The sequence below is a fragment of the Streptomyces sp. NPDC019890 genome (assembly GCF_044903445.1).
GTDB lineage: Bacteria > Actinomycetota > Actinomycetes > Streptomycetales > Streptomycetaceae > Streptomyces.
In genome coordinates this window covers 900,899-921,252 of the sequence record NZ_JBJDQK010000001.1, presented here as the reverse complement: position 1 = coordinate 921,252, position 20,354 = coordinate 900,899, and the positions used below count along the sequence as shown (strand labels likewise).

Annotated in this window: 16 protein-coding genes and 2 pseudogenes; 9 read left to right on the top strand and 9 right to left on the bottom strand. The window is 67.3% G+C overall.

What is annotated here, in order from left to right; genetic code table 11:
• The first annotated feature begins 397 nt into the window (after positions 1-397).
• Both ACI2LP_RS04145 and ACI2LP_RS04140 read left to right on the top strand, forming a co-directional pair.
• Positions 398-730 carry a transposase family protein gene (locus ACI2LP_RS04145; RefSeq protein ID WP_404722978.1) on the top strand — a complete coding sequence of 111 codons (333 nt, stop codon included), beginning with the start codon at positions 398-400 and terminating at the stop codon, positions 728-730.
• Positions 731-1,240: 510 nt separating this feature from the next.
• On the top strand, positions 1,241-2,131 hold the full coding sequence (locus ACI2LP_RS04140) for a DUF5655 domain-containing protein (RefSeq protein WP_404722977.1): 891 nt from the start codon (positions 1,241-1,243) through the stop codon (positions 2,129-2,131).
• A gap of 423 nt (positions 2,132-2,554) precedes the next feature.
• Here ACI2LP_RS04140 and ACI2LP_RS04135 read toward each other — a convergent pair whose 3' ends face one another.
• On the bottom strand, positions 2,555-2,968 hold the full coding sequence (locus ACI2LP_RS04135; RefSeq protein WP_404722976.1) for a pyridoxamine 5'-phosphate oxidase family protein: 414 nt from the start codon (positions 2,966-2,968) through the stop codon (positions 2,555-2,557).
• Positions 2,969-3,166: 198 nt separating this feature from the next.
• Here ACI2LP_RS04135 and ACI2LP_RS04130 point away from each other — a divergent pair, with 198 nt between their 5' ends.
• Both ACI2LP_RS04130 and ACI2LP_RS04125 read left to right on the top strand, forming a co-directional pair.
• Positions 3,167-3,331: a hypothetical protein gene (locus ACI2LP_RS04130; RefSeq protein ID WP_404722975.1), complete on the top strand. Its 165-nt coding sequence runs from the start codon at positions 3,167-3,169 to the stop codon at positions 3,329-3,331.
• Positions 3,332-3,412: 81 nt separating this feature from the next.
• Positions 3,413-3,847: pseudogene (locus ACI2LP_RS04125) on the top strand (cupin); the annotation flags it as partial.
• On the opposite strand, the pseudogene ACI2LP_RS04120 reads toward ACI2LP_RS04125, so the two are convergent.
• Positions 3,842-4,129, bottom strand: a pseudogene (locus tag ACI2LP_RS04120) (hypothetical protein); the annotation flags it as partial. The pseudogenes ACI2LP_RS04125 and ACI2LP_RS04120 sit on opposite strands and share 6 nt — an antisense overlap.
• Before the next feature lie 206 nt (positions 4,130-4,335).
• Between ACI2LP_RS04120 and ACI2LP_RS04115 the strand changes: the two are divergent.
• Positions 4,336-4,989, top strand: coding sequence for a hypothetical protein (locus tag ACI2LP_RS04115; RefSeq protein WP_404722974.1), 654 nt, complete (start codon positions 4,336-4,338; stop codon positions 4,987-4,989).
• Positions 4,990-5,017: 28 nt separating this feature from the next.
• On the opposite strand, the gene ACI2LP_RS04110 is transcribed toward ACI2LP_RS04115, so the two are convergent.
• Complete coding sequence (locus ACI2LP_RS04110; RefSeq protein WP_404722973.1) at positions 5,018-5,596, bottom strand: Ku protein; 579 nt, start codon at positions 5,594-5,596, stop codon at positions 5,018-5,020.
• Between the two features lie 130 nt (positions 5,597-5,726).
• On the opposite strand from ACI2LP_RS04110, the gene ACI2LP_RS04105 reads away from it, so the two are divergent.
• From ACI2LP_RS04105 to ACI2LP_RS04090, 4 genes are all read left to right on the top strand, one after another.
• Positions 5,727-6,074, top strand: coding sequence for a hypothetical protein (locus tag ACI2LP_RS04105; RefSeq protein ID WP_404722972.1), 348 nt, complete (start codon positions 5,727-5,729; stop codon positions 6,072-6,074).
• A gap of 302 nt (positions 6,075-6,376) precedes the next feature.
• On the top strand, positions 6,377-8,941 hold the full coding sequence (locus ACI2LP_RS04100; protein ID WP_404722971.1) for a hypothetical protein: 2,565 nt from the start codon (positions 6,377-6,379) through the stop codon (positions 8,939-8,941).
• 574 nt (positions 8,942-9,515) lie between these two features.
• Positions 9,516-9,665 carry a hypothetical protein gene (locus ACI2LP_RS04095; RefSeq protein ID WP_404722970.1) on the top strand — a complete coding sequence of 50 codons (150 nt, stop codon included), beginning with the start codon at positions 9,516-9,518 and terminating at the stop codon, positions 9,663-9,665.
• Between the two features lie 108 nt (positions 9,666-9,773).
• Positions 9,774-10,562 carry a hypothetical protein gene (locus ACI2LP_RS04090; protein ID WP_404722969.1) on the top strand — a complete coding sequence of 263 codons (789 nt, stop codon included), beginning with the start codon at positions 9,774-9,776 and terminating at the stop codon, positions 10,560-10,562.
• Between the two features lie 512 nt (positions 10,563-11,074).
• On the opposite strand, the gene ACI2LP_RS04085 is transcribed toward ACI2LP_RS04090, so the two are convergent.
• From ACI2LP_RS04085 to ACI2LP_RS04060, 6 genes are all read right to left on the bottom strand, one after another.
• Positions 11,075-15,463, bottom strand: a complete 4,389-nt coding sequence (locus ACI2LP_RS04085; RefSeq protein ID WP_404722968.1) for an AAA family ATPase — start codon at positions 15,461-15,463, stop codon at positions 11,075-11,077.
• The gene (locus ACI2LP_RS04080; RefSeq protein WP_404722967.1) at positions 15,460-16,335 is read right to left on the bottom strand and encodes a hypothetical protein; all 876 of its coding nucleotides are present in this window, start codon (positions 16,333-16,335) and stop codon (positions 15,460-15,462) included. Before ACI2LP_RS04080 ends, ACI2LP_RS04085 begins: the two co-directional genes overlap by 4 nt.
• A 642-nt stretch (positions 16,336-16,977) precedes the next feature.
• Complete coding sequence (locus ACI2LP_RS04075; protein WP_404722966.1) at positions 16,978-17,484, bottom strand: hypothetical protein; 507 nt, start codon at positions 17,482-17,484, stop codon at positions 16,978-16,980.
• Between the two features lie 57 nt (positions 17,485-17,541).
• A complete protein-coding gene (locus tag ACI2LP_RS04070) occupies positions 17,542-18,672 on the bottom strand; it encodes a DnaB-like helicase N-terminal domain-containing protein (RefSeq protein WP_404722965.1) in 1,131 nt (376 codons plus the stop codon).
• On the bottom strand, positions 18,672-19,943 hold the full coding sequence (locus ACI2LP_RS04065; RefSeq protein WP_404722964.1) for a DNA cytosine methyltransferase: 1,272 nt from the start codon (positions 19,941-19,943) through the stop codon (positions 18,672-18,674). Before ACI2LP_RS04065 ends, ACI2LP_RS04070 begins: the two co-directional genes overlap by 1 nt.
• A complete protein-coding gene (locus tag ACI2LP_RS04060) occupies positions 19,940-20,191 on the bottom strand; it encodes a hypothetical protein (protein WP_404722963.1) in 252 nt (83 codons plus the stop codon). Before ACI2LP_RS04060 ends, ACI2LP_RS04065 begins: the two co-directional genes overlap by 4 nt.
• Between the last annotated feature and the right edge of the window lie 163 nt (positions 20,192-20,354).

The following is a 20,354-nucleotide window of genomic DNA, read 5'->3' as shown; positions in this document are numbered from 1 at the left end:
TCGCACATACTGCGCAGCTGGCGCGTGTTGTGGAAGTCGGTGATCCAGGTCGCGATCCGGATCCGGGGCCTCAATGCGGGTGGAACGACACGGCGGCAAGAGCCCGGCAGGGGTGGCAGTCCGCGTCCTGTGCCGGATCCTCGCGCTCACAGCGGCGATTTGGCACAACGACAAAACCGGACAGCCGACCAAGCGGTCACTGACCGCCTACGATCACTTACCGCAACCACACCCCTTGGACTCATTCATCTAGGTGCCGCCGACAGTGCGAGGCTGGCGATCAGCCGTGCATAGGCGCGCGGCTCCATGACCGGCAGAGTTAGTGAGCTCTTTCGATCGTGCTTGGATCGGGTGACGGTTGGGCCGTGATGCACGAAGCTCCCTGCCCGTTGCGAAAGTGTCAACCACCGCTACGGAGCAAGGAGCTTCGTGGTCACTTCAACGCGGTCACCGCCACCGACATCGAGACCGCTGCGGACTCCGGTTACCAGGGTGCCGGAGGAACCATCCGCACCCCGGTCAGACGCCCGAAGGGCAAGAGCAGCAACGCCACGAGAAACGGGCCAACCGCGCCCACACCAAGCTCCGAGTGCCGATAGAAAGGGCCTTCGCCGTCCTCAAACGGTGGCGGATCCTCGACCTAGTCCGCCTCAGCCCGAACCGGATCACCGGCCTGCTGCACGCACTCCTCGCGATCGTCCAGAAACGATCTTCACTCGACAGGGCGTAGATCGGAAATGCTCAGTGGTATCTGGAGGATTTTCTTCAGGTACTCGATGGACATGCACCGACGGTACTGATCGGTCCCCGGACCACTGCTCGTCACCAGGTGCCGGTACTGATGTCGAAGGCTGCCCTGCAGCCAGCGTGGATCGACCCCGACCCCGACCCCGAAGAGCTCGAGGGCGAGCAGAGGTGAACCGAACTCCAACCACCCGGGTCGTTGTCGGACGGGTGCCCTTTGCGTGAGCGGTGGTGCACCGCACCAGGAAGATAGAAACATGGAGCAGGCGCTTAGAAGGCACGTGCTCTATCCACTGAGCTACGGGGGCTGACCTGCGTAAACGCAGTCTTCCAGCGCTCGTCCCGGCAACGCGTGGGACGCATGTGGGATCTGGGACGGATGCGTCCCGGAAGCCGGTACGTAGCGTCTCACACCATCTTCACAGGCCCGAAGACCTTCCCGGAAACAATCTTGCCTCCGTCTGCTGTTGCAGGACGCGGAGGCGAGGAGGGGAAGGTGTCGGGCCTGAAGCTGTTCAACACGAAAAGCGGCGTGACGGAGGTCGCGCCGCGTCTGGCTGAGGTCGAGGGGGATGTGCAGGACCTCATCGAGGCGCACATGGAGACGATGGTGGGGGTGCGGTTCCTGGCGAGCGAGTACAGCACCGGCCCTGTGCACGGTGGGCGGATCGACTCGCTGGGCATCGATGAGAACGGCGCTCCCGTGATCGTCGAGTACAAGCGCGCGACCGATGCGGGCGTCATCAACCAGGGCCTCTTCTATCTGTCGTGGTTGATGGACCACAAGGCGGAGTTCGGGCACCTGGTCCGCGATCGGCTCGGGGCCGCGGTCGCGGCCCAGGTACTTTGGAGCGCACCGAGGCTGATCTGCGTGGCCGGCGACTTCACCCGATACGACGTCCATGCCGTGCGCGAACACCGGCGCAGCATCGACCTGGTCCGCTACCGCTTCTTCGGCAACGAGCACGTCGGTCTTGAGACGGTGGCCTCCGTCACCGGACAGACGGCTGCCCCCAGGGCTGCCCGTCGACGCCGCGCGGCTGAGGTGCCGCGCGCCCGTCGGGCGGAGGGGGCGATGGCTGAGCTGGCTGCCGCAGTTGACGAGGTGCTGCTCGGGCTTGGTGACGACATCACCAAGGCAGAGAACAGGACCTACCGCGCGTACCAGCGGCTGCGGAACTTCGCCTGCGTCTGCCCGCCGCAGCAGACCAAGCTCCTTGTCTACCTCAAGGCCGACCCGGCGAAGGTCGACCTCGTCCCCGGGTTCACCCGGGACGTGACCGGACTCGGCCATCACGGAACCGGCGACCTGGAGGTGCGGCTGCGCACGGACCGGGACCTGGAGCGGGCCCAGGAACTGTTCCGCCTCAGCTACGCCGCGGCGTAACAAGCCAGGCGTGTCCGCGTCGAGCGCTGGGGCAGGCCGGGTGTCGTGTGAAGTTAGGGCCTGGTGCGTGGTGATGCCTCTCGACGTGGTGGTCAGGGCAATGGCGGTGGATTTCTTAATGGTGCGGTGGATCCCCGGTTTCGCTAACCGGGGATCCACTGCTATAAGCGCCAACATCGACCCCGCCAGTCCGGTGCCGCCAGCCGGGGGTTTTGCTGCCTCCCAGGGGGCTACCTGGTCTGGTGCAGGGCGTCTTCAGATGCCCGGACGCTCGCCCAGTAGTGGGCGAACTGTTTCTCGTTTTGTCGGTGGATGGCGTAGCCCCCGCCACTTGCTGCACCATCCGGAGCCCCTCCAGTAGTGCTGCACGGGGTCTCGGACCGTAGAAGCTGATCTGCCAGAGCACCCTTGAGCCTTGTGCTGTCACCAGCCGGGCGGCTTTGCGGTGCCCATAGCCCGGGTGACCGTGATTTCGATGACCACGCGCTCTGGATTGGGGCGCGGGGGCTTGTAGCGCTCGGCGTAGCGGCGCTCGGCATCGGCCACGGACGCCGCGTCGTCCTTGATGACGGCAGTGCCTTCGAGGGTGCACCAACGGCGTCCCTCGGCCTGGCTGATTGCGACAGGGACGCCTGGGCCAGCGTCGCGTACGTTGCGGACCTTCTTGCTGGTGCCGCTGCTGATGACGCGGGCGATGCGGGTTTCCGGGTCGTAGGTCACACCGACGGGCACCAGGTGGGGGCTCCCGTCGGGCCGGGTCGTAGTGAGAAAGCAGGTCCGGTGCTCCTCCCAGAAGCCGGCCTGCGACGTCGGGGGTACGGAGGTCTCGCTGGTCACGACAGGTCCTTATGCGGGTGGTGCTGAACGGCGGGGCCGAGCTCCATTCTCTCCACGTGGCTGGTGTGCGGATGATGGCAGGGGCTGGCAGGCGCGCATAGCTTGTCCGGATCCCGCCTTCTGTCCCGGGAGCCGTCCGGGTTGACTCGGACCTTCCGTCCGAACTCAAGTTCGGAACCGAAGGGGAAGGAGCACGAGGTGGCAGAGAGCGTGAACCCGCCGCCAGCCAGGAGCCTTCTTGTGGCGGTGGAGGAACTGACCACCGTCCACGACCGGTACGACAGCCTCCGGTCCGACAATGCGGGCAGTTCCGGCGACTCCCCGTGGCCGGGTGGCGACGGCAATCTGCACGACACCGAGTAGCGGCACACGACGGGGCCCGCGCGGTCAACGTGCGGGCCCCGGTCGTCCGCATCACGTGATCGACCCCATGAGGAGGAAGCCTTGGAGCACCGGTTGATCAGCGCTATCGAGACAGCCCTTGGATGGAAGGGATCGCACGAGCTGGGCAAGGGCTTCGTGCGGGGGCAGATAGACGATCCGGAACTCGTCTCCCGTGTCCTGACCCCGAGCGGGCTGCTCGATATCGCCATGCGCAGGAGCCTGAACCGGCCGCAGTTTCGGTGCTTCCGGAAGGGCGAGGAGGTGCACCCCGCGGTGTACTTCACCGACAGCATCAGCCCTCGGGGGCAGGCAATCCCCATGGTCAACATGCACCGCCTGCGCGATCTCTTACGGGAAGGGGCAACGCTCATCCTCGACCAGGCCAACGTCTTCGACCCGACCATGGAGGTCGCGTGCAGGGCGTTGCAGTGGTGGTCTCACGAGCGGGTGCAGGTCAACGCCTACCTGACGACGAACGACGCGGCCGGATTCCCCCCGCTCGCGCCAGGCAAACCCCGCGTACCACCGGGGCATGGCGACGCCGCTCAGGACGGCAGTGGCTTCCGGGCCGTTCCAGCCCTGGGCGCGGATCCGGTCGAATCCGCGCCGCTCGATCCGCATCCACGTGTCGCGGTCCGTCCGCCCCCCGACGGAGCGGCGCTTGCGTACCACTGTGTCCCGGTCGAGACGGACCTGCAGCGACCGCTCCACGCGGTCCAGTACTTCATCAACCGGCTCCCGACGTAGATCAACAGCGCGAGGCACAGGCAGCGTCATACGCGGACCGTAGCAAGCTGCTGCTGTGAACGGACGATCCAGCCACAGCAGCCGCCACGGGCTCGCGGTCGCCGAGAAGAGTGTCCGGTCGCTCAAGAGCCCTTGAGGTCCGTCAATCTGGACAACTTCACGCTCCCTCAAAGGGCATCCGCGCGGTGCCGTAAGCGGGCAGACTGCTTACTGAAGTCGATGAAGGGGTTGGCCCGATGGCGTGGGATCCGGATACACAACTGCAGGAGCACGCCGAGGAGTACGCGCGCGTCCATGGCGGCCAACACCCGTACACCAGCGTGTGGCCGTGGGCGGAGGCTATCGTCGCGTGGCGCGAGCGGTGGCCCGGCGGGACCTGGCGCCGTCGCGTCGAACTGCAGGAGATCGAGCGGCACCTGGTCGTCGCCGGGATCGCCGAGTCGCTGAGGCTCCTGATGGGACGCAGCAGCCGGCGGCTCGGCGATCTGTCCCTCGACATGCTCAAGGGCGAGCTGGCGGTGTGGCTGCGCTACGGCGTCGACTACCCGGTGCCCGGCGAAACGGGATGGCCAGCCCCCACAGGCCCGTACGCCGACCGCTGGGCGGCGTTGATGGACGTAGTCCGCACTGATGAGGTCCGCGGTCGCCGTCTAGGACGGGCCGTGACGGAGATCCTCGCGGCGCTGCTGGCGTACGGCAGCGAGCGTCCGCACTTTCCGACCCCGGTCAGCGGTGAGCTGATGGCGTATCGGCTCGGCGAGCAGGGATACGACTACGTGAGCTTGGCGGAGGTCGCCCCGGTGCTCGGCATCGAAACTGCGGTGCCCGTGGCGGACAGCCGCTGGTACGAAGGCGTCGTCGGCGTCACCGTCGTTGAGCAGCCCGCCTGATCCCGCTGCTCTGCGTTTCTCGGCACCATCACTCCCCACGCGCGGCCCGCGCTGTCCGTACGCTCTCTTCCAGCGCGGCCATCAGATCCATCGCTGGCGCGGGCCCGCCCTCCGCCACCCCGGGGAGCTCTCCACCAGACACCTTGGCGGTGACCAGCTGCTCAAGGGCGTGCGCGTACTCGTCATGCAGTTCGCCTACTTCGATGCCGGTCAGCTCACTGATCAAGACCTCGGCGAGCTCCAGCTCACGATCCGTGACCGGTGTCGACGGGGCAAGGTCACCTGGCTCACGCAGCTCGTCCTCCCAGAGCAAAGTTTGAAGAACCAGCACCCCGTGCCGTGGTCGCAGCAGAGCCAGGCGCTCGCGACTCCTGATGGCGATCTTGACTACGCCCACGGAGCCAGTACGGGCGAGCGCCTCAACCAGCAGGGCGTACGGCCGATCAGCTCCCGGGCCGCCAGGACCCGCATAATACGGTCGGCTGTAGGAGATCGGGTCGATGTCCTGCCCCGGGACGAAACCGAGCACCTCCATGGTGCGCTTCGTCGGAAGCGGCATGTGCGCCAGGGCCTCGTCGGTGAGCGCCACCACTCGGCCGTCCGGCATCGCGTTCTCTGGGGGTGGATCGGCTGTGGTGTGACGTGGGGTGAGGTGGGTTCGTTGATCTCCTGGGACTCGTTCTCAGGGGGTGTGGCTCTGCGGCGGGTTGTTGCACGACTCGAAGCAGGAGTTGCTGATGCGGGCGTTTCCCGTGGTGATGCCGTCCGGGCAGAAATACTGGACGGTCCTTGATGACGACCTGGAGGTCGTCGCCGTCGCCGATCACTGGCTGCGAAACCTTCGGTTCGGGCGGGACCGGGCCGAGCTGACGACGAAGGCGTACGACAGCGGCGTCGCGCTGTACCTGCGGTGGTGCAAGGCGACGGGCCGGGCGTGGCCACAGGCGGTCCGGGATTTGGGCCTGTTCATGATCTGGCTGAAGTTACACCCCGGCGCCACGGGACGGGGTGATGCCGGTGGTGCAGCCCGGCCCGGGAGCGGCGCCGGCCGTGCTCGGCCAGCAGCTCCAGGGTGGTCGCGATGACCGGGACGGCGTCGTCGTACTCGCGCCAGCCGCCGTCGTTGCAGTCGCGGACCACCGAGCACCACCGGCCGCCCCAGGAGTCGTCGGACACAGCCTCCTGGCGGTTGCCCAGAGCAAGGGCACCAGCGCCGGTGAAGTGCGTGGAGCCCAGGATCACAGGACTGGTCCCGGACCGGTGCCGCGAATCAGCGTAGGCAGTTGCGCAGCACGAGCGGCCTAACCTTGGATGCTCCGCAAGGCGTCCGCTCATAGCCTGGGAGACGTGGCGTCTGCGTCCGCTGAGCCAGTATCTGGAGACCTCGATGGCCCTGTCCCCGCATTATCTGACGCGCAGGGACCTGACGAGCCCCGAGTCCCGACTCTGGGACGCCCTCGCCCGGTGGGACGCAGTGCACCACCACGACAAGCTGTCAGCGCCTGAGGACGCGGTCAACCTCGCGCCGGGCGATCCGTCCCAGGTAGACGTCAACACCGGGGCAACCTGGGGGTCCGATCGGCAGGTGCGGGCCGACCTGATCCGTCAGATCCTGCTGGGCAGAACAGAACGCTGTCGACCGCGCAAGCTGGTGCTAGCCGGTGCCCGCATCACCGGGAGGCTGGACCTGGAGCATCTGGCCCTAACATGCCACCTGAAGCTGGTCTCGTGCTATTTCGACGACACGCTGGTGCTCGACCAGGCCGAGGCCTCCGGCATCTATCTGATCAATTGCCACCTCCCCAGCATCGAAGCGACCCAGCTCCACACCCGGCATAGCTTCAAGGCAGAGAACTGCACCATCCGCAACGGTGTCACTCTGATCGGCGCCCGAATCGACGGACAGTTGGTACTCCGGAACACCAAACTGCTCGGCGTCTCACGGAGCCACAACGACGCGCTCGCGGCGGACGCCCTGACAGTCGGGCGCGGCATGTACTGCGACAAGGGCTTCAGGAGTGAGGGCCCGGTAAGCTTGGTCGGCGCCCAGATCGGCGGGCGGCTCAAGTTCGATGGGGCGCGGTTGCGACATGCTGGCGAGACGGCGCTGCACGCAGACGAGCTCGTGGTTGCCGGGAACCTTTGCATGGCGCCCAACTGCGAAGTGGTCGGCGCCGTCCTGCTGAACGCAGCCCGCATCGGCGAGCTGGACTGCGCTGGCGCTCAACTGGACCACGGCACGGGCGCAGCGCTACAGGCTGTGGGACTGCAGGTGGCCCAGAGCGTCCGATTCAACAACGGGTTCCGGGCCGTCGGCGGGGTAGACATCACGAACTGCCAGATCGGCGGCCGACTCGACTGCACCAAGGGCGAGTTCATCCAGGGCGGAGGGAGACCAGCGCTGGAGATGTCGCGGGCCCGAGTAGAACAGAACATGCTGTGCCGGACTGGCTTCCGGGCGACGGGGATGGTCCTGTTGGACGGCGCCGACATTCGCGGAAACCTCTCATGGGAAGGCGGCCAGTTCAATAACGGCGCGGGTGTAGCGATCTCCGCGCAAGGCGTCCGGGTAGGGCGCAACGTTCGCCTCGCCAAGATCGCGGATCCCGGCAGCCCGCACGCGGTGAAATTCCAGGCAACCGGCAGCGTGGTGCTGGCTGACTCCGAGATCGGCGGCCAATTGGACTGCCAAGGCGGGAGCTTCGACGGCCAGGGGGGACCTGCGCTGTCGGCCCCCGGCTTGATCGTTGGCAGCGATCTCCTGCTAGCCAACGATTTTCACGCTACAGGAACAGTGCGCCTGATCGGAGCCGAAGTCAGGGGGCACGCCGACTGGTCAGGTGGCCGGTTTCACACCGATGTGGGTGCGGTGGCCGTCAACGCCACCCGCCTTGTCGTACACCACAACCTCGACTTCGGGAACCGCTTCTCCGCCGTGGGATCGGTCGTTCTGGACGGCTCGCAAATCAAAGGCAAGATCGAATCCTCCAGGGCATCCCTACATAATCCGAACGGGGAAGCGCTCAGCGCGAGCCGGGTGGAGGCGCTGCAAGGGATCCGTCTGCTCCACAGGTTCGCCGCAACCGGCACCGTCAACCTGGAGAGCGCCAGCATCGGCGTCGAGCTCACGATCGACGGCGCCAAACTCACCGCTGCCGACGGAACGCTGCTCAACCTGCGGGGCGCCGAGATCACAGGCACGCTCCGGCTGGCCAAACCGAGCGAGCGAACGATCAACGGAGAAATCGACCTGTCGTACGCGCGAGTCTTGCAACTGGACGACACCGGGTTCGTGTGGCCCGCTCGGACCCGGCTCGACCACTTCACGTACGAGACTCTGGAGGAAGGCGACCAGAGCCTGACAGGCCGCCGTAAGGAGTGGTTGAGCAGCTCGTCCGCCGGGACGCAGTCTCGGCAGGTGTACCAGCAGCTGGCCAAGGTCTACCGCGCCGCTGGCAAATCGGCAGCGGCCCGCGAGGTGCTGGTCGCTGGCGAGGACGCGAGGGCGAAGGAACTGCCGAACAGCTGGAGGAGGGGGTTACGCCGGCTCCTGCGGTTGACCATTGGGTATGGCCACCACCCTTTTTGGATCATCCGGTGGTTCGTAGGGGCGTGGGCTCTAGGGGGCTTGCTGTTCTACCTCCTCGACTACTACGGACAGATCGCGCTGGCAAACAACCTGGACGGCATCCCCTCATGCTTGCAGCAGGCTCAGGGCAATATCCCCGCCTGCCCGCCGGAGCATACGAAGACGACCGCGAACACCCCACCGTCGTTCTTCGGCTGGGTCTACTCCCTGGACCTGCTACTGCCCGTGGTAAGCCTCGGCCAGCGCGCCGTCTGGTTCCCGCTGCACGGTTGGGTGTGGGTCACCTCGTTCTTCACGTGCCTGGGGTGGATCTTCGCAACGACGCTGGTCTATGGACTCAGCCGGGCCATCCAACGGGAGTGACCCGACCACCGAACGCAGGGGATCTCAGCGAGCGGCCGACGCCCGCCAACGCGAAGCGCCGACGGCGGCAGCCCGTTGTGGAGCGCCTGCCGCCGCCGGGCTGCCGCGGCTGGAGTCGATGGACGGCGAGCAGCTCGCCCTAGCCGTCCGGCTCGCGCGAACCGTACACGAGCACCTGGCGGCCCTGTACGGGGCCTCGGCCTGCCGCCCGACCGGGGACGCGGGCCACCGGCCCGCCGGAGACTGCGAGACGCCCAGCCACAGCCCACGCCCGGCCGGACGCGGGCCCCGCCCCGGCCCCGGTCAGCAGCTGCATGGACCATCGCTCGATCCAGCGATGGCGCCACACATGTTGTTTCGCAACGGTGGACTGCATCGACGCTGAGCTGCACTGAGTCGTTCAATCCCGCTCACGCCACAGGTCGAAGCCCCAGAGAAATCGCGACGCCGCGCCCGACTTCCTCGTACGGGATTTCTCTGAACTAGCGCTCGCGAAGGTTGGCCGTGTGTAAAGTCTTGTCAACTTGCGTCCACTGTTGTTCTTCCGGCCAGAGCAGCTGCTGAGAATTAATGCATGGACGACGATCTGGACCAGGGATCAGAAGGCTCCACCAACCGAGAGCGAAAGAGGTACGGACTCATCAGCACGGCATTCATCGCCGTGTGCTCGGCCATCGCAGGCGGCATAGCGCAGGCAGTGATAGAGAAGCTGATGGGGTCGTGAGTTGACACGACGACCAAAGGGGGATTAGTGCGCGGGAGACCTCGAAGAATCTCGATGCCGTCCACGTCTGAACTGCCACTGGGGGCTCATCGCACTCTGCTTGAAGCAGTGCATGCAATCTATCGCAATGCCGGATGTCCGGGCACGCGCAAGATTAGCTCGACTGCCGCAGAGGTGGATTTCGTCCGAGACGCAATCTCTCATCAAGCAGCGGCGAACATACTCAACGGCAAGAGCTTCCCAGCATGGCTGAGGCTTGAAGCAATGGCGGCAGCGCTGTTGACCCTGGGTAGATCCGAATCCATCAAGGCCGAGCTTGAACGGTTTCGTCCCTTGTGGGTGGCCGCGCATTATAGCGAGGAAGGCTCAGAGCCGCCCATAGTGGGGATCTTGGACGATGCCTTGAACCGCCCTTGGCCTGGGCATCAGCCTGGTTCATCTCCGAAAGCCCCCAATCCTGCTCCACTTGTTGGTCCAGAGCCCGAAACCGCGTCGACCGTGCAGACCCAGCCTCAGGAAGATTCAGCCAACGAGTCGACAGCAGGTCCGGACGCTGCAGAAGATAAGGGCCCCACGGCTCAAGGCGTCCGCGTAATTCTCGAGTCCACTGCCTGGTCGGGGCCTGAAATGTTTTCCGTCAAGAGCGTTGCCGGGAAGCTCATCGTGTCACTAAACACCACGCACCCCATGGGGAAATCGATAGCGAAGGCTATGGGGCGAGATGAGGAGACATCACGAGTTCTCAGTTTGCTTCTGCTCTCCTGGGCGCGAATGGAGGATGAAATCCCATTCATGAAGCAAAGGAGCAGAGTCGAGGACACGAGGCGTGACTGGAGTCGATATGCAGGAATGTTCATGGAGACAGCCAACCAAGCCGAGCGGAGCGAAGATCCATAGGAGTGCTTCTTTGTTGTGCACCATGACTGCTTAACCACCTCACACATCGGTGCCCTTCACGCAGATTTCGTGAGCCACGATCTGGTCGAGTGCGGGAATTCCCAGGAATATTGGAGAATTTCTGCGTTCCTGCTCTGTGTGGAGTTAAGTCGTTCCCGTACGACCGCAGAGTCGTGGCGGCGTGCGGCCTTGCGGCTGGCGCGTCGGTGCCGTGCGGGGTGAACAGCGGGCTGGCGCTGGCGGTGCAGCAGACGAAGTCGGTGCGGAACGTCTGGGTTGCGCTGTTGGTAAAGGTGATGCGGACGGTCATCCTGGCTCCGTCGGAGTAGTTAGGCGGCGACATCAGGTCGATCCCGCCATGAAGCCACGGCCGGGCATAAGCCTGTGAGGATGCCGTGGCCAGCTCCATTTCTGGACCGCGCTGGGGTTGTCGCCGAAGATTCCCGGTCCACCGCGGATGGAGTATCAGGAGACCAGGTCGGGTCAGGCCGAACGTCAGCGCGTGGGCGGGCCTATGCGCCGGACGCACGTCCGTCCCGTCTGAAAACCATCACATCGTTGCCGGTGCCCACTACCAGCGTCTCATCTGTGCTCATCGCGCAAGCACCAACGCTTGTTGGCATATGCAGGGTCCCGGTGGAGCGAAACTGCTTCAAGTTCCAGATCTGCACTGTCCGATCTCGGCCGCCGGTGACAGCCACCGGCTGGCCTTTGACCGTGGCGCATGCCACCGCATTCACTGAGCCGTCGTGTCCGGTGAGGGGTTTTCCAACGGCCTGGCCGGTCGTCAGGTCCCAGATCCGCACCGTCGAGTCGTGACCGCCGGTCACGGCCACCGGCTGGCCTTTGACCGTGGCGCATGCCACCGCATTCACGAAACCGTCGTGTCCGGTGAGGGGTTTTCCAACGGCCTGGCCGGTCGTCAGGTCCCAGATCCGCACCGTCGAGTCGTGACCGCCGGTCACGGCCACCGGCTGGCCTTTGACCGTGGTGCATGCCACCGCATCCACTGAGCCGTCGTGTCCGGTGAGGGGTTTTCCAACGGCCCGGCCGGCCGCTAGATCCCACATCCGCACCGTCGAGTCGTGACCGCTCGTCACGGCCAATGGGCGGCCCTTGACCGTGGCGCACGCTACCGCTGTCACCGCGCCGTCGTGCTCGGTGATGGGATCAGTTTCTACGACAAAGGCCTGGTCGGACGCCAGATCCCATACCCATGCCCCGTCCGAGCCGCCAATCAGAGCCATCGGATGACCGTTTACCGTAGTGCACGCCACGGCACCCACCCACTCGTCGCACCGCATGAAGTTTTCGCTAAGGACTTGGCCAGCCGTCAGGTCCCATGCATACACATGGTCATCAAAGCCCGCGCCAGTCACGGCCACAGGCCGGCCGTTGAGTGTGGTGCAGGCCACCGCGTCTACATTGCCGGTGTGCCCGCGGAGGGGTTGGCCAACGGTCTGGTCCGCCGCTAGGTCCCATAGCCGTACTGTCTTGTCGTGGCCGCCGGTGACGGCGATCGGCCTATCGTTGACTGTCGTGAACGCCACCCCGCGCACCCAACTGTCATGCCCGCGGAGGGGTTCGCCTACAGCCTGGCCGACGGCCAGGTCCCACACCCGTACCGTGGCGTCGTAGCCGCCGGTCACGGCCATCGGCTGGCCGTTGAATGTGCCCAGCGCCACCGCAGCCACGTCGAGGTCGTGATCGCGACCGCGGAGGGGTTCGGCAACGCGCTCGTCCGCCGCCAAATCCCACACCCACATGCGATGATCACCGCCGTCGGTCACGGCCACAGGGCGGCCATTGACCACGCCGCATGCCACCACCTTGCCGCGGTGACGGAGGGGGGCACGCATGGCCTGGCCAACCGGCAGATCCCAAACCCGCATTGTGTTGTCATGGCCGACGGTTACGGCCACCGGCCGGTCGTTGATCGTGCCGCCAGCGACCGCAGCCACTGTGCCGTCGTGCCCTCTAAGGGGTTCACCCACTGCCCGGCCGACCTCCAACTCCCACAACCGCACCGTCCCATCCTCGCCGCCCGTGACGGCGATCGACCTATCGTTGACCGTGGTGCACGCCACCGCGACCACCCGGCCGTCATGCCCCCTCAGGGGTTCACCCACTGCCCGGCCGGCCGCTAGGTCCCACAGCCGCACCGTCCCATCCTCGCCGCCCGTGACGGCGATCGACCTATCGTTGACCGTGGTGCACGCCACCGCGACCACCCGGCCGTCATGCCCTCTAAGGGGTTCACCCACTGCCCGGCCGACCTCCAACTCCCACAACCGCACCGTCCCATCCCAGCTGCCGGTAACGGCGATGGGGCGACCATTGAGGATGGTGCAGGCCACCGCGCTCACGCATTCGGTGTGGCCGGCGAGGGTGTCCAGCAGCGCTGGTGAGGGGGCGGCGCTTCCGGTGGCCCAAATGGGTTTCCAGCTGTTCGCGGGCAGGCCGTGGACCAGTGACTGGTGAAGATGGGTTAGTCGGTAGCGGGTGGCGTCCCGGGCCAGGATGTGGCGTCTTGCATCCGGGGTGGCGTGGCGGTGCTGCTCGAGAGATGCGCGATAGACAGTGGCGGCCGCAACGGCATTGGCAGTGCGGAGGGTGCGTAAGGTGAGGACGAGGGTCTCAGGGCGGGCGTGGATGAGGAAGTCGGGGTCGGTGACCAGGTCGTCCAGATGTTGTGCGGCGTTGGCATGGTCAGGGAGATGGCGTAGCAGGTAGGGGTCGGCCTGGGTCCAGTCGCGGGCGCCGGCCGAGGTGCGGGGGATGGTGGTGAGCAGGGCGTCGTACAGCGCCTTCTCGTAGTTCTGGGGTGCTTCTTGGGCGAGGTCGTCGGCGAGCGCTTGGTGGTAGAGGCGGTAGACGGAGCGTCCGTCGTCATCGAGTGCTTCGACGACGTAGGGGCCGGCTTCACCACTGTGGAGGAGTTCGAGTAGTCGGTCGGCGGTGATGCGGCTGCCGTCGGTGGCGGTGGCCAGGACGGGCCAGATGTCGTGGAGGGGCAGCCCTTGGCCGCGGGCGAAGGCCAGGGGGCGGAGCATTGCGCGCACGTAGGCGGCTGCTTCGGGGCCGAGTTGTTGTTTGAGGGCCCAGCGGAAGGTGGTGCCGACGCTGTGCTCCAGGCTCGGGGCCTGGGCGGCGGGGGTGGGCAGGGTGATAGGCCGGTTGTCGGGGGGGTGCTGGGTGCTTGTGGCGATGCCGCGGGCCATCAGGCGGGCGTTGAGGTACACGGGGTAGGCGTTCTGTGCGATGTCGCCGACGATGTGGCGGATGAAGGCGTCGGGCAGTGGGCTGCTGCTGCCCGGGCCGTGGGGCGCGTGGAGCAGCTGTTCGGCGTAGCTCGTCAGGTCGCCCACCAAGGTCCATTGCGGCTCGGCGAGGTCGAGTATCGCCAGGTGTTCCTCGTTTGTGGTGATGGCCTGGACGAGCTGGGGCCGGGTGCCGGCCAGCACGCGCAGGGTGGGCACCGCCGCAGTCAGGCGGGCCAGGAAGGCGGCAATGCGCGCCCCCTCGTCGGCTGTGGTGCCTGCCTCGTCGAGGGCGTCGATGACGGCCACGAACGGGCGGCGCCTTTGCCGCAGGCCTTCGATCAGGTCCTGTTCGGTGGCGGCGTCCAGTCCGGCGGCGTGAGCGAGCGCGGTGATCAGCTCGGTGAGTGTGTAGTGCCGGGCGTGGACGGCGGCGTCGATGATCTTTTCAGGCACGTCGGTGGAGACGAGGATGGTGTCCTGCGGGATAGCGTCGCGTGTGTCGGGGTGGGAGCGGGCGACCAGCCTTCCGAGAACGGAGGACTTGCCCACTCCCGGGGGGCCGGTGACCACCATCAGCCGTACTGCTTGGTCGCTGTCGCCGCGCAGCCAGCCGGCGAGTTTGGTGAGCACCGTGCTGCGGCCGGTGAAGAAGTGACCCACGTCGCGCACGCTTTGCAGCCCGGATCCGCGAGGCAGGAAGTGCTCGGTCAGCGCGGCTTCGCTCCGCAGTTCAACCGCCCTCATGGGCATGGGGAGGTAGAGGCCGTCGCCTTCGTGTGGTTCTGCGGAGGCGCGCTGCTCGAGAGCATGGATGTAGGTCTGCTGTTCGGCTAGGTCGAAGTCGCGTCCTTCATTGTGCAAGTGGGGAACGTAGTAGGGATTGGGGAAGAAGCCAGTGTCCTGATCGCCGTCGATCGTGTCGTCGCAGAGTTGGGACCAGTCGGCGTGCTGGTCGACCTCTAGGCGGCGGAACTCGGCGTTCAGCGCGCGCGCCAGCTCGGGCAAGGTCAGGTGGCTGGCACGGTTGCCCAGCCGGGTGCGGTCGCTCAGCACGTTCGCAAGCGCGGTGCTGAACGTCCCGTCCTGGGCCTGCTCGCCGGCCCGTGCGGCGGCAAGTACTCCAAAAGAGCGCAGGAACCGCAGATCGGCTCCCGGCGCAGCGGCGACGGCGAGCTTGACCGCGTGGGCGAGGGCTTCCGCCGCCCCCCGCCCGGCGTAGCAGGCGTCGATGATCAGCAGCAGGTGCTGGACGTCGCTCTTGGCTGGCAGGCTCACTAGTCGGGTGGCGGCCAGCGCGGTTTCCTCGAGCTCGGCCGGGCTGGTCCGCGAGTCGCGGCACAGCAGGTAGTGGGCGTCGAAGCCATCGTTGCCGTGTCCGCTGTAGTAGACGATCAGGGTGTCGCCTTCGGTGTGGTCCTGCTGGAGCCAGTCCAGGAGGGGCCGGGTCACGTGGCCTGGCTCGCCCGGGTTCAGCAGCGGGAAGGGATCCGCTGCCTGGTAGCCGCAGGCTCTGAGCGCTTCCATGACGGCGGGCAGATCGGCCTCCACGCCGGGGAGGTCGGGCAGGTCCTCTGCGGTGTACTGGGAGGCGCCGAATGCGACCAGGAACCGGCGCCCCGTCCCGGCCGGCCCGGTCACGGGGTGGTCTTCAAGGCATCGGCGATCGCCCGTCCGACCTGTTGGGCCGTCAGGTGATGGAGGAGGTCGTGGACCTTCCATCCGTTGTCCACCGTGAGATCGGTCACCGCCCGTCCGGGGCTGTCGAACAAGGGTCCGAGCTGTTTCACTGAGGCCACGACGTCGTGTCGGTCGTTGATGTTCGACCAGGCCGCCACGCCCGGGGGCCAGATCCCCCGCCCGGCAGTCGGCGTCGGCAGCAGCCGATTGAAGATCAGCCTGGGCATGCCCAGCGGAGACCCCAGCGTCACCAGTGTCCGCACTGGCCAGTGCGGATGCGCACAGAGCGCTTCATAGGCCACCACCGATCCCAGCGAGTGCCCTACCAGCACCCGCGTGTCCGCGCTGACGCGGTCCGCGACCGCCGTGACCGCTGCCGCCCGTACATCCTCTTCGGTGAAGTACCGCCGTACCTGCCGGAGCACCCCCAGCAGGAAACGCTCGGCCGTGGCGGTGGACAAGCACCGTGACCGCAGCAGAGCGTTGATCATGTGCTGGACCGTCACCGGAGTGGGTGCCTTTCCCCCTGCCCGGGCCGCCTCAGCCACCCTGTCCGGCTCGGCTTCCACGGCGGCCCGCCACCACTGCTCGACCAACTCCGCCTCGAACGCATCGGCGATGTCTGCTGCGCTGCGAGGGGCCTCGGTGCCCTTGGTGCCAGCCTTCCGGAAGATGTGGCCATAGAACGCCACGCCGACGTCCGGCTCGCTCAAGGCCAGTGATGGCTCGGTCAGTTCCACGCCGTCCAGGAGCGCCGCCGCTACCGGGTGTTGCAGGGTACGGCGCCCCAGTAACTGCTGCCCCACTCCGTGCACCACGATCACACGCGCCATTACGCCGCCCCCACGTACCTGTTTGTCGTTGGCCTGCCGTCGAAGCGTAGGAAACAGGTGCCGTCCGCACCTGCGAAATGCAGCACTTGGTTCAGAAGCAGGGCGCTGTCCGGAGCGTAATAACGGCGTGATGCCTCTTCATAGCGGCGGAAGGTGCCGGGACTGGCCGTAGAGGTTCAGGACGGGGTCTACCCGGTGATCGGGCGACAGAAAGTTGGGATCGCCGGCCATCACGCCCCCCGCGTCCTCGCGCGCCGGCAGGTCGTCCCATCCCTGCTCGACACCGGCCCGAACCCCGCTTCGTACGGCCTCCGGAGGTACCCAGAACACACGCCAACTCCCCAGGTGGCACCCTTCTTGATCCGCTTCAACACGCGGATTCAACAGGGAAGGTTCGGCTACTTCTCCCACTCGCCCTGGGACTCGAGAAGGTGTTCAGCAGGGTCTCATGGTCGCCCGCGTACATAGGTACGGTCCGCTCTGCCGTTCGGTCCGGTTCCGGGGACGTGTCGGGTGGGGTGGCCATAGGTCCTCCAGCAATGGTGGCGAGGGCAGCTGTGGCGCGCTGCTCGATGTGGGTGGCGTGCGCCGGGCCGGGGGCGGACGGCGTCGCCGTAGAGGCGCGCGAACTCAGCCAGGGCTTCACTGGGGTTGTCGTAGGCGAGGGCGACCTGGCGCAGGTGGTTCTCGCCGTGCAGGTGGACGCTCTTGCCGCCGCGGTACGTGCCGGCGGCGAGGGTGGTATGGCCGTCGTGGGTGTGGAGGTGGATAACAAGGCGGCCCGAGGCGATGTCGTCGTGGATCTTCTGGGCCGCGGCGGAGATCGCGGATCTCGTCGCGGTTCAGCCAGTGCATGCGGTAGTTGGCCCAGGTCCACTCGGTGTCGATGTCCTCCTGCAGGCCGGGGGTGATGTGGACGATGACGCCCTCCTCGCGCAAGGCGTGGGCGGCCTGGTGGGCATAGTGCGGTTCCTCGTGGTCGATGCGGGCCAGGATCATCGTCTGCTCGCCGACCTGGCGGAAGCCGTGAACGGTCAGCAGGGCGCGGGCTGTGTAAGTGCCGGCACCGGTGATCGTGGCGGTGACGGCGTCGGGGTGCTCGGGGTGCCGGGCGAGGTGAACGTGGGCGTCGGTGGCGGGATGGGGCATGGCGCTCGATTCGAGGTTCCGGCCGGGCAGGGCTCGGCCGGACCGGTGGTGGTGGGGCTATCGGATGGCTCGGGCCGCCGTAGCGGGAGCGGCGGTCCGAGGAGGTGGGCCGGCGCGGGAGGCGGTCGGCGTGCGGGGCGCACGGGGCCTGGCCGCCGTGGGCGGTTGCAGCGTGGTGCGCTGCCAGCGCACGCGCAGGGCGGTGAGGTCGGCCAGCGCGCGCCGGCTGCCCATGATCAGCTGATGAGGCGTGTTGGCCGGGTCGTCGGTGAACGTCTCGATCCGCAGGGCGACAGCGTGTGCCTGGCTGAGCAGGGCACGCTGGAGGATGCGCTCGCCCCAGTGCTCTGGTGAGCCGACCGGCGTCGAGACGAGAGCCATCAGGTCGGCCGATGCGATGTCTTTGGTGAGCAGTCCTCGGTGCTGGGCCTCCCACAGCATGGTGACCGGGTCGACCGGATCGCCGCGGTGCGCGAGGGCGGTCAGGCACAGGAACAGCTGGCCGTGCAGGGGCAGGGCAAAGTCGTCGGCCTGCAGCCACCGCATCGACTTGAGGTCGGCGGGGTGCGCGGTCGCGGACGACAGCAGCAGCCGCTCCTCGTCCAACGCCTCCTCGCCCGTGTCCCGGAGCGGCGGTGGAGGCAGCGGTGTGCGGGGCAGGGAGCCGGGGTGCGGGGCGAACTGGCCGGCCAGGTCTTCCAGATACCGGGTCAGCGCGTCGGCCTGGGCGAGGACGGTGGCGGCCGGGCTCGGCAAGGTGGCGTCGGTGGCCGTCTGGGCGAGGCGCTCAGCGTGCGTGCGCAGGGTCCGGCGGGCGTGATCGGCCCGGATCATCCGCGCGTACGTCGCCGCGTGCTCGGGCCAGGGGCAGGCTTGGATCAGGGTATGCAGGTAGGAGGCGGTCAGCCCGGGAGCCTCGGGTCGCGCGGCATCCAGGACCGCGTTCAGCCACACCGGCTCCTTCACGTGCGCCTCGGGATCGGGCGGGCGCAGGGTGCGCATGGCCGCGAAGAGCGTGCCGTGAGCGTGGTTGCCGAAGTGCTCGGGCAGCAGCGTGCCGATGGTCGTCAGCCGCTGGGGGGCGAGGAGGAGTGCGCCGAGCAGGGCCTGCTCGGCGTAGTGCACCGGTTGCGGGGGAGCCGTGTCGTCTAGGTCGAACTCCTCGTACGGCTCTGTGGGGTTGGGCATCAGGCCGCCAGGGTGAAGTCGTCGGGGCCGAGGGTCTTGCCAAAGTGCGGGGCAAGCAGGTGGGCGGCGAGTCGGGGCGGGACGGCGTTGCCGATCTGGGAGAACTGCTGGCCTTTGTTGCCCTGCCACGGGTAGTCGGCGGGGAAGGTCTGCAGTAGCCCGGCCTCCTGGGCGGTGATCCGGATGGACTCCGGAGACGCGGTCTGTTGGACCGTTCCGTCGGTGACGGGTTCGCCGACCCAGGCGCACTCGTTGGCGCGGTGGCCGAAGAAGAGCGTCCCGGCTGGCTCGTCCACGCTGCGGATGGTGGCGTTGGCCTGGTTGTTGCTGCGCAGCGACCACGACCAGCGGTGCGCCTCGGCCGTGAAAGTGGGAGCCGGCGCATCGGCCGGGCGGTTCTCGCGGGTGCCGTGTCGCTCAGCCCACCCGGAGCCTTCGCGACGGGACTTGAGGACGACCTCTGGGCCGGCAGCATGCTGCTTCCAGGTGCCCCGGTCACGGGCGCCGGCGAGGGCCTTGCGGGAGCCGGAGGGGAACGGCTCGGGGCCTCCGCCCGGTCCGCCGCCGGCGCACACGGTCGGCACCGGGCGGTCGGTGGCGCCCCAGCCGAGGGCCTCGGCCATGGACACCCACCGCTCGCGGCCCGGCCCGAACAGCGTCTCCGGCTCGGCGACCTTGGCATGTGTGGGCGCGGGAGGTTCGGCGGTCCGGGTACGGGAGGCGAGCAGGATCGCCCGCCGCCTCGTCTGCGGCACGCCGTAGTCGGCCGCGTTCAGGATCCCGGCCCACACGGAGAAGCCCCAGCGGCGCAGGATCGCGGCGTACTGCTTCCACAGGGGCAGGACGTCCGGGACCTCCTCCATCGCCACCCACTCCGGCTCGCCGACCGCGTTGAGGGCGTGCAGATAACGCATCGGCTCGGCGGCCAGCAGGGAGCGCTCATCCCGGCAGGAGGCCAGCAGCTTCTCGCGGGTGTCGCGTCCGGCAGCGAGGTCGGCGACAGCCTGGTGCACAAGAGGCTGGTCGAGCAGACCGAGCCGCTTGCCGGCCATCGACCACGCCTGACATGGCGGGGACGCGATCAGCCCCGTCGTCCGGCCGGTGAAGGGCCAGACGGGATACATCGCGACGTCCGTCCGGATGGTCAACTGCCCTGCTGCTGCACGCGTTTTACAGGCCCACTCATCCCACTCCAGGCCCACGTCCCTCACGCCGAGGACCGCCAGAGCGTGCGACCACCCCCCAGGTCCGGAGAAGAGGTCAACTATCACGCGGCCAGCCCGAAGTCGTCCTGCACAGGCTCCACTTCAGAGCCGCGGCACGTCCACGGTGAACATCCGTCGACTACGCCCTGCTCCAGTTCATCCGCGTCCGGCCCGGCGGTACCGGCTTCCTGCTGGATTGCAGCCAATTCGGCGGCGGTGCCGCGCCCGGCGGACAGGTCGAAGCGGGCCGCGCTGTCGGGCAGCGGGCCGGACTGAATGCAGCGGGTGGTCGAGCTGAAGTCGACGAAGTCCATGGTGTGCGCCAGCAGTTCGTACAGGGCGGTGCCGGTGCGGCCGTGCGTCTCCTCCGTCGGGGTGCCGGGCGGCAGGAGGTACAGGGTGCGGCCCTGGTGCTCACGGGCGGTGAAGCCGCTCTTCGCCAGGATGAGGTGGGCCGCGGGAAGGGAAGAGTTGATG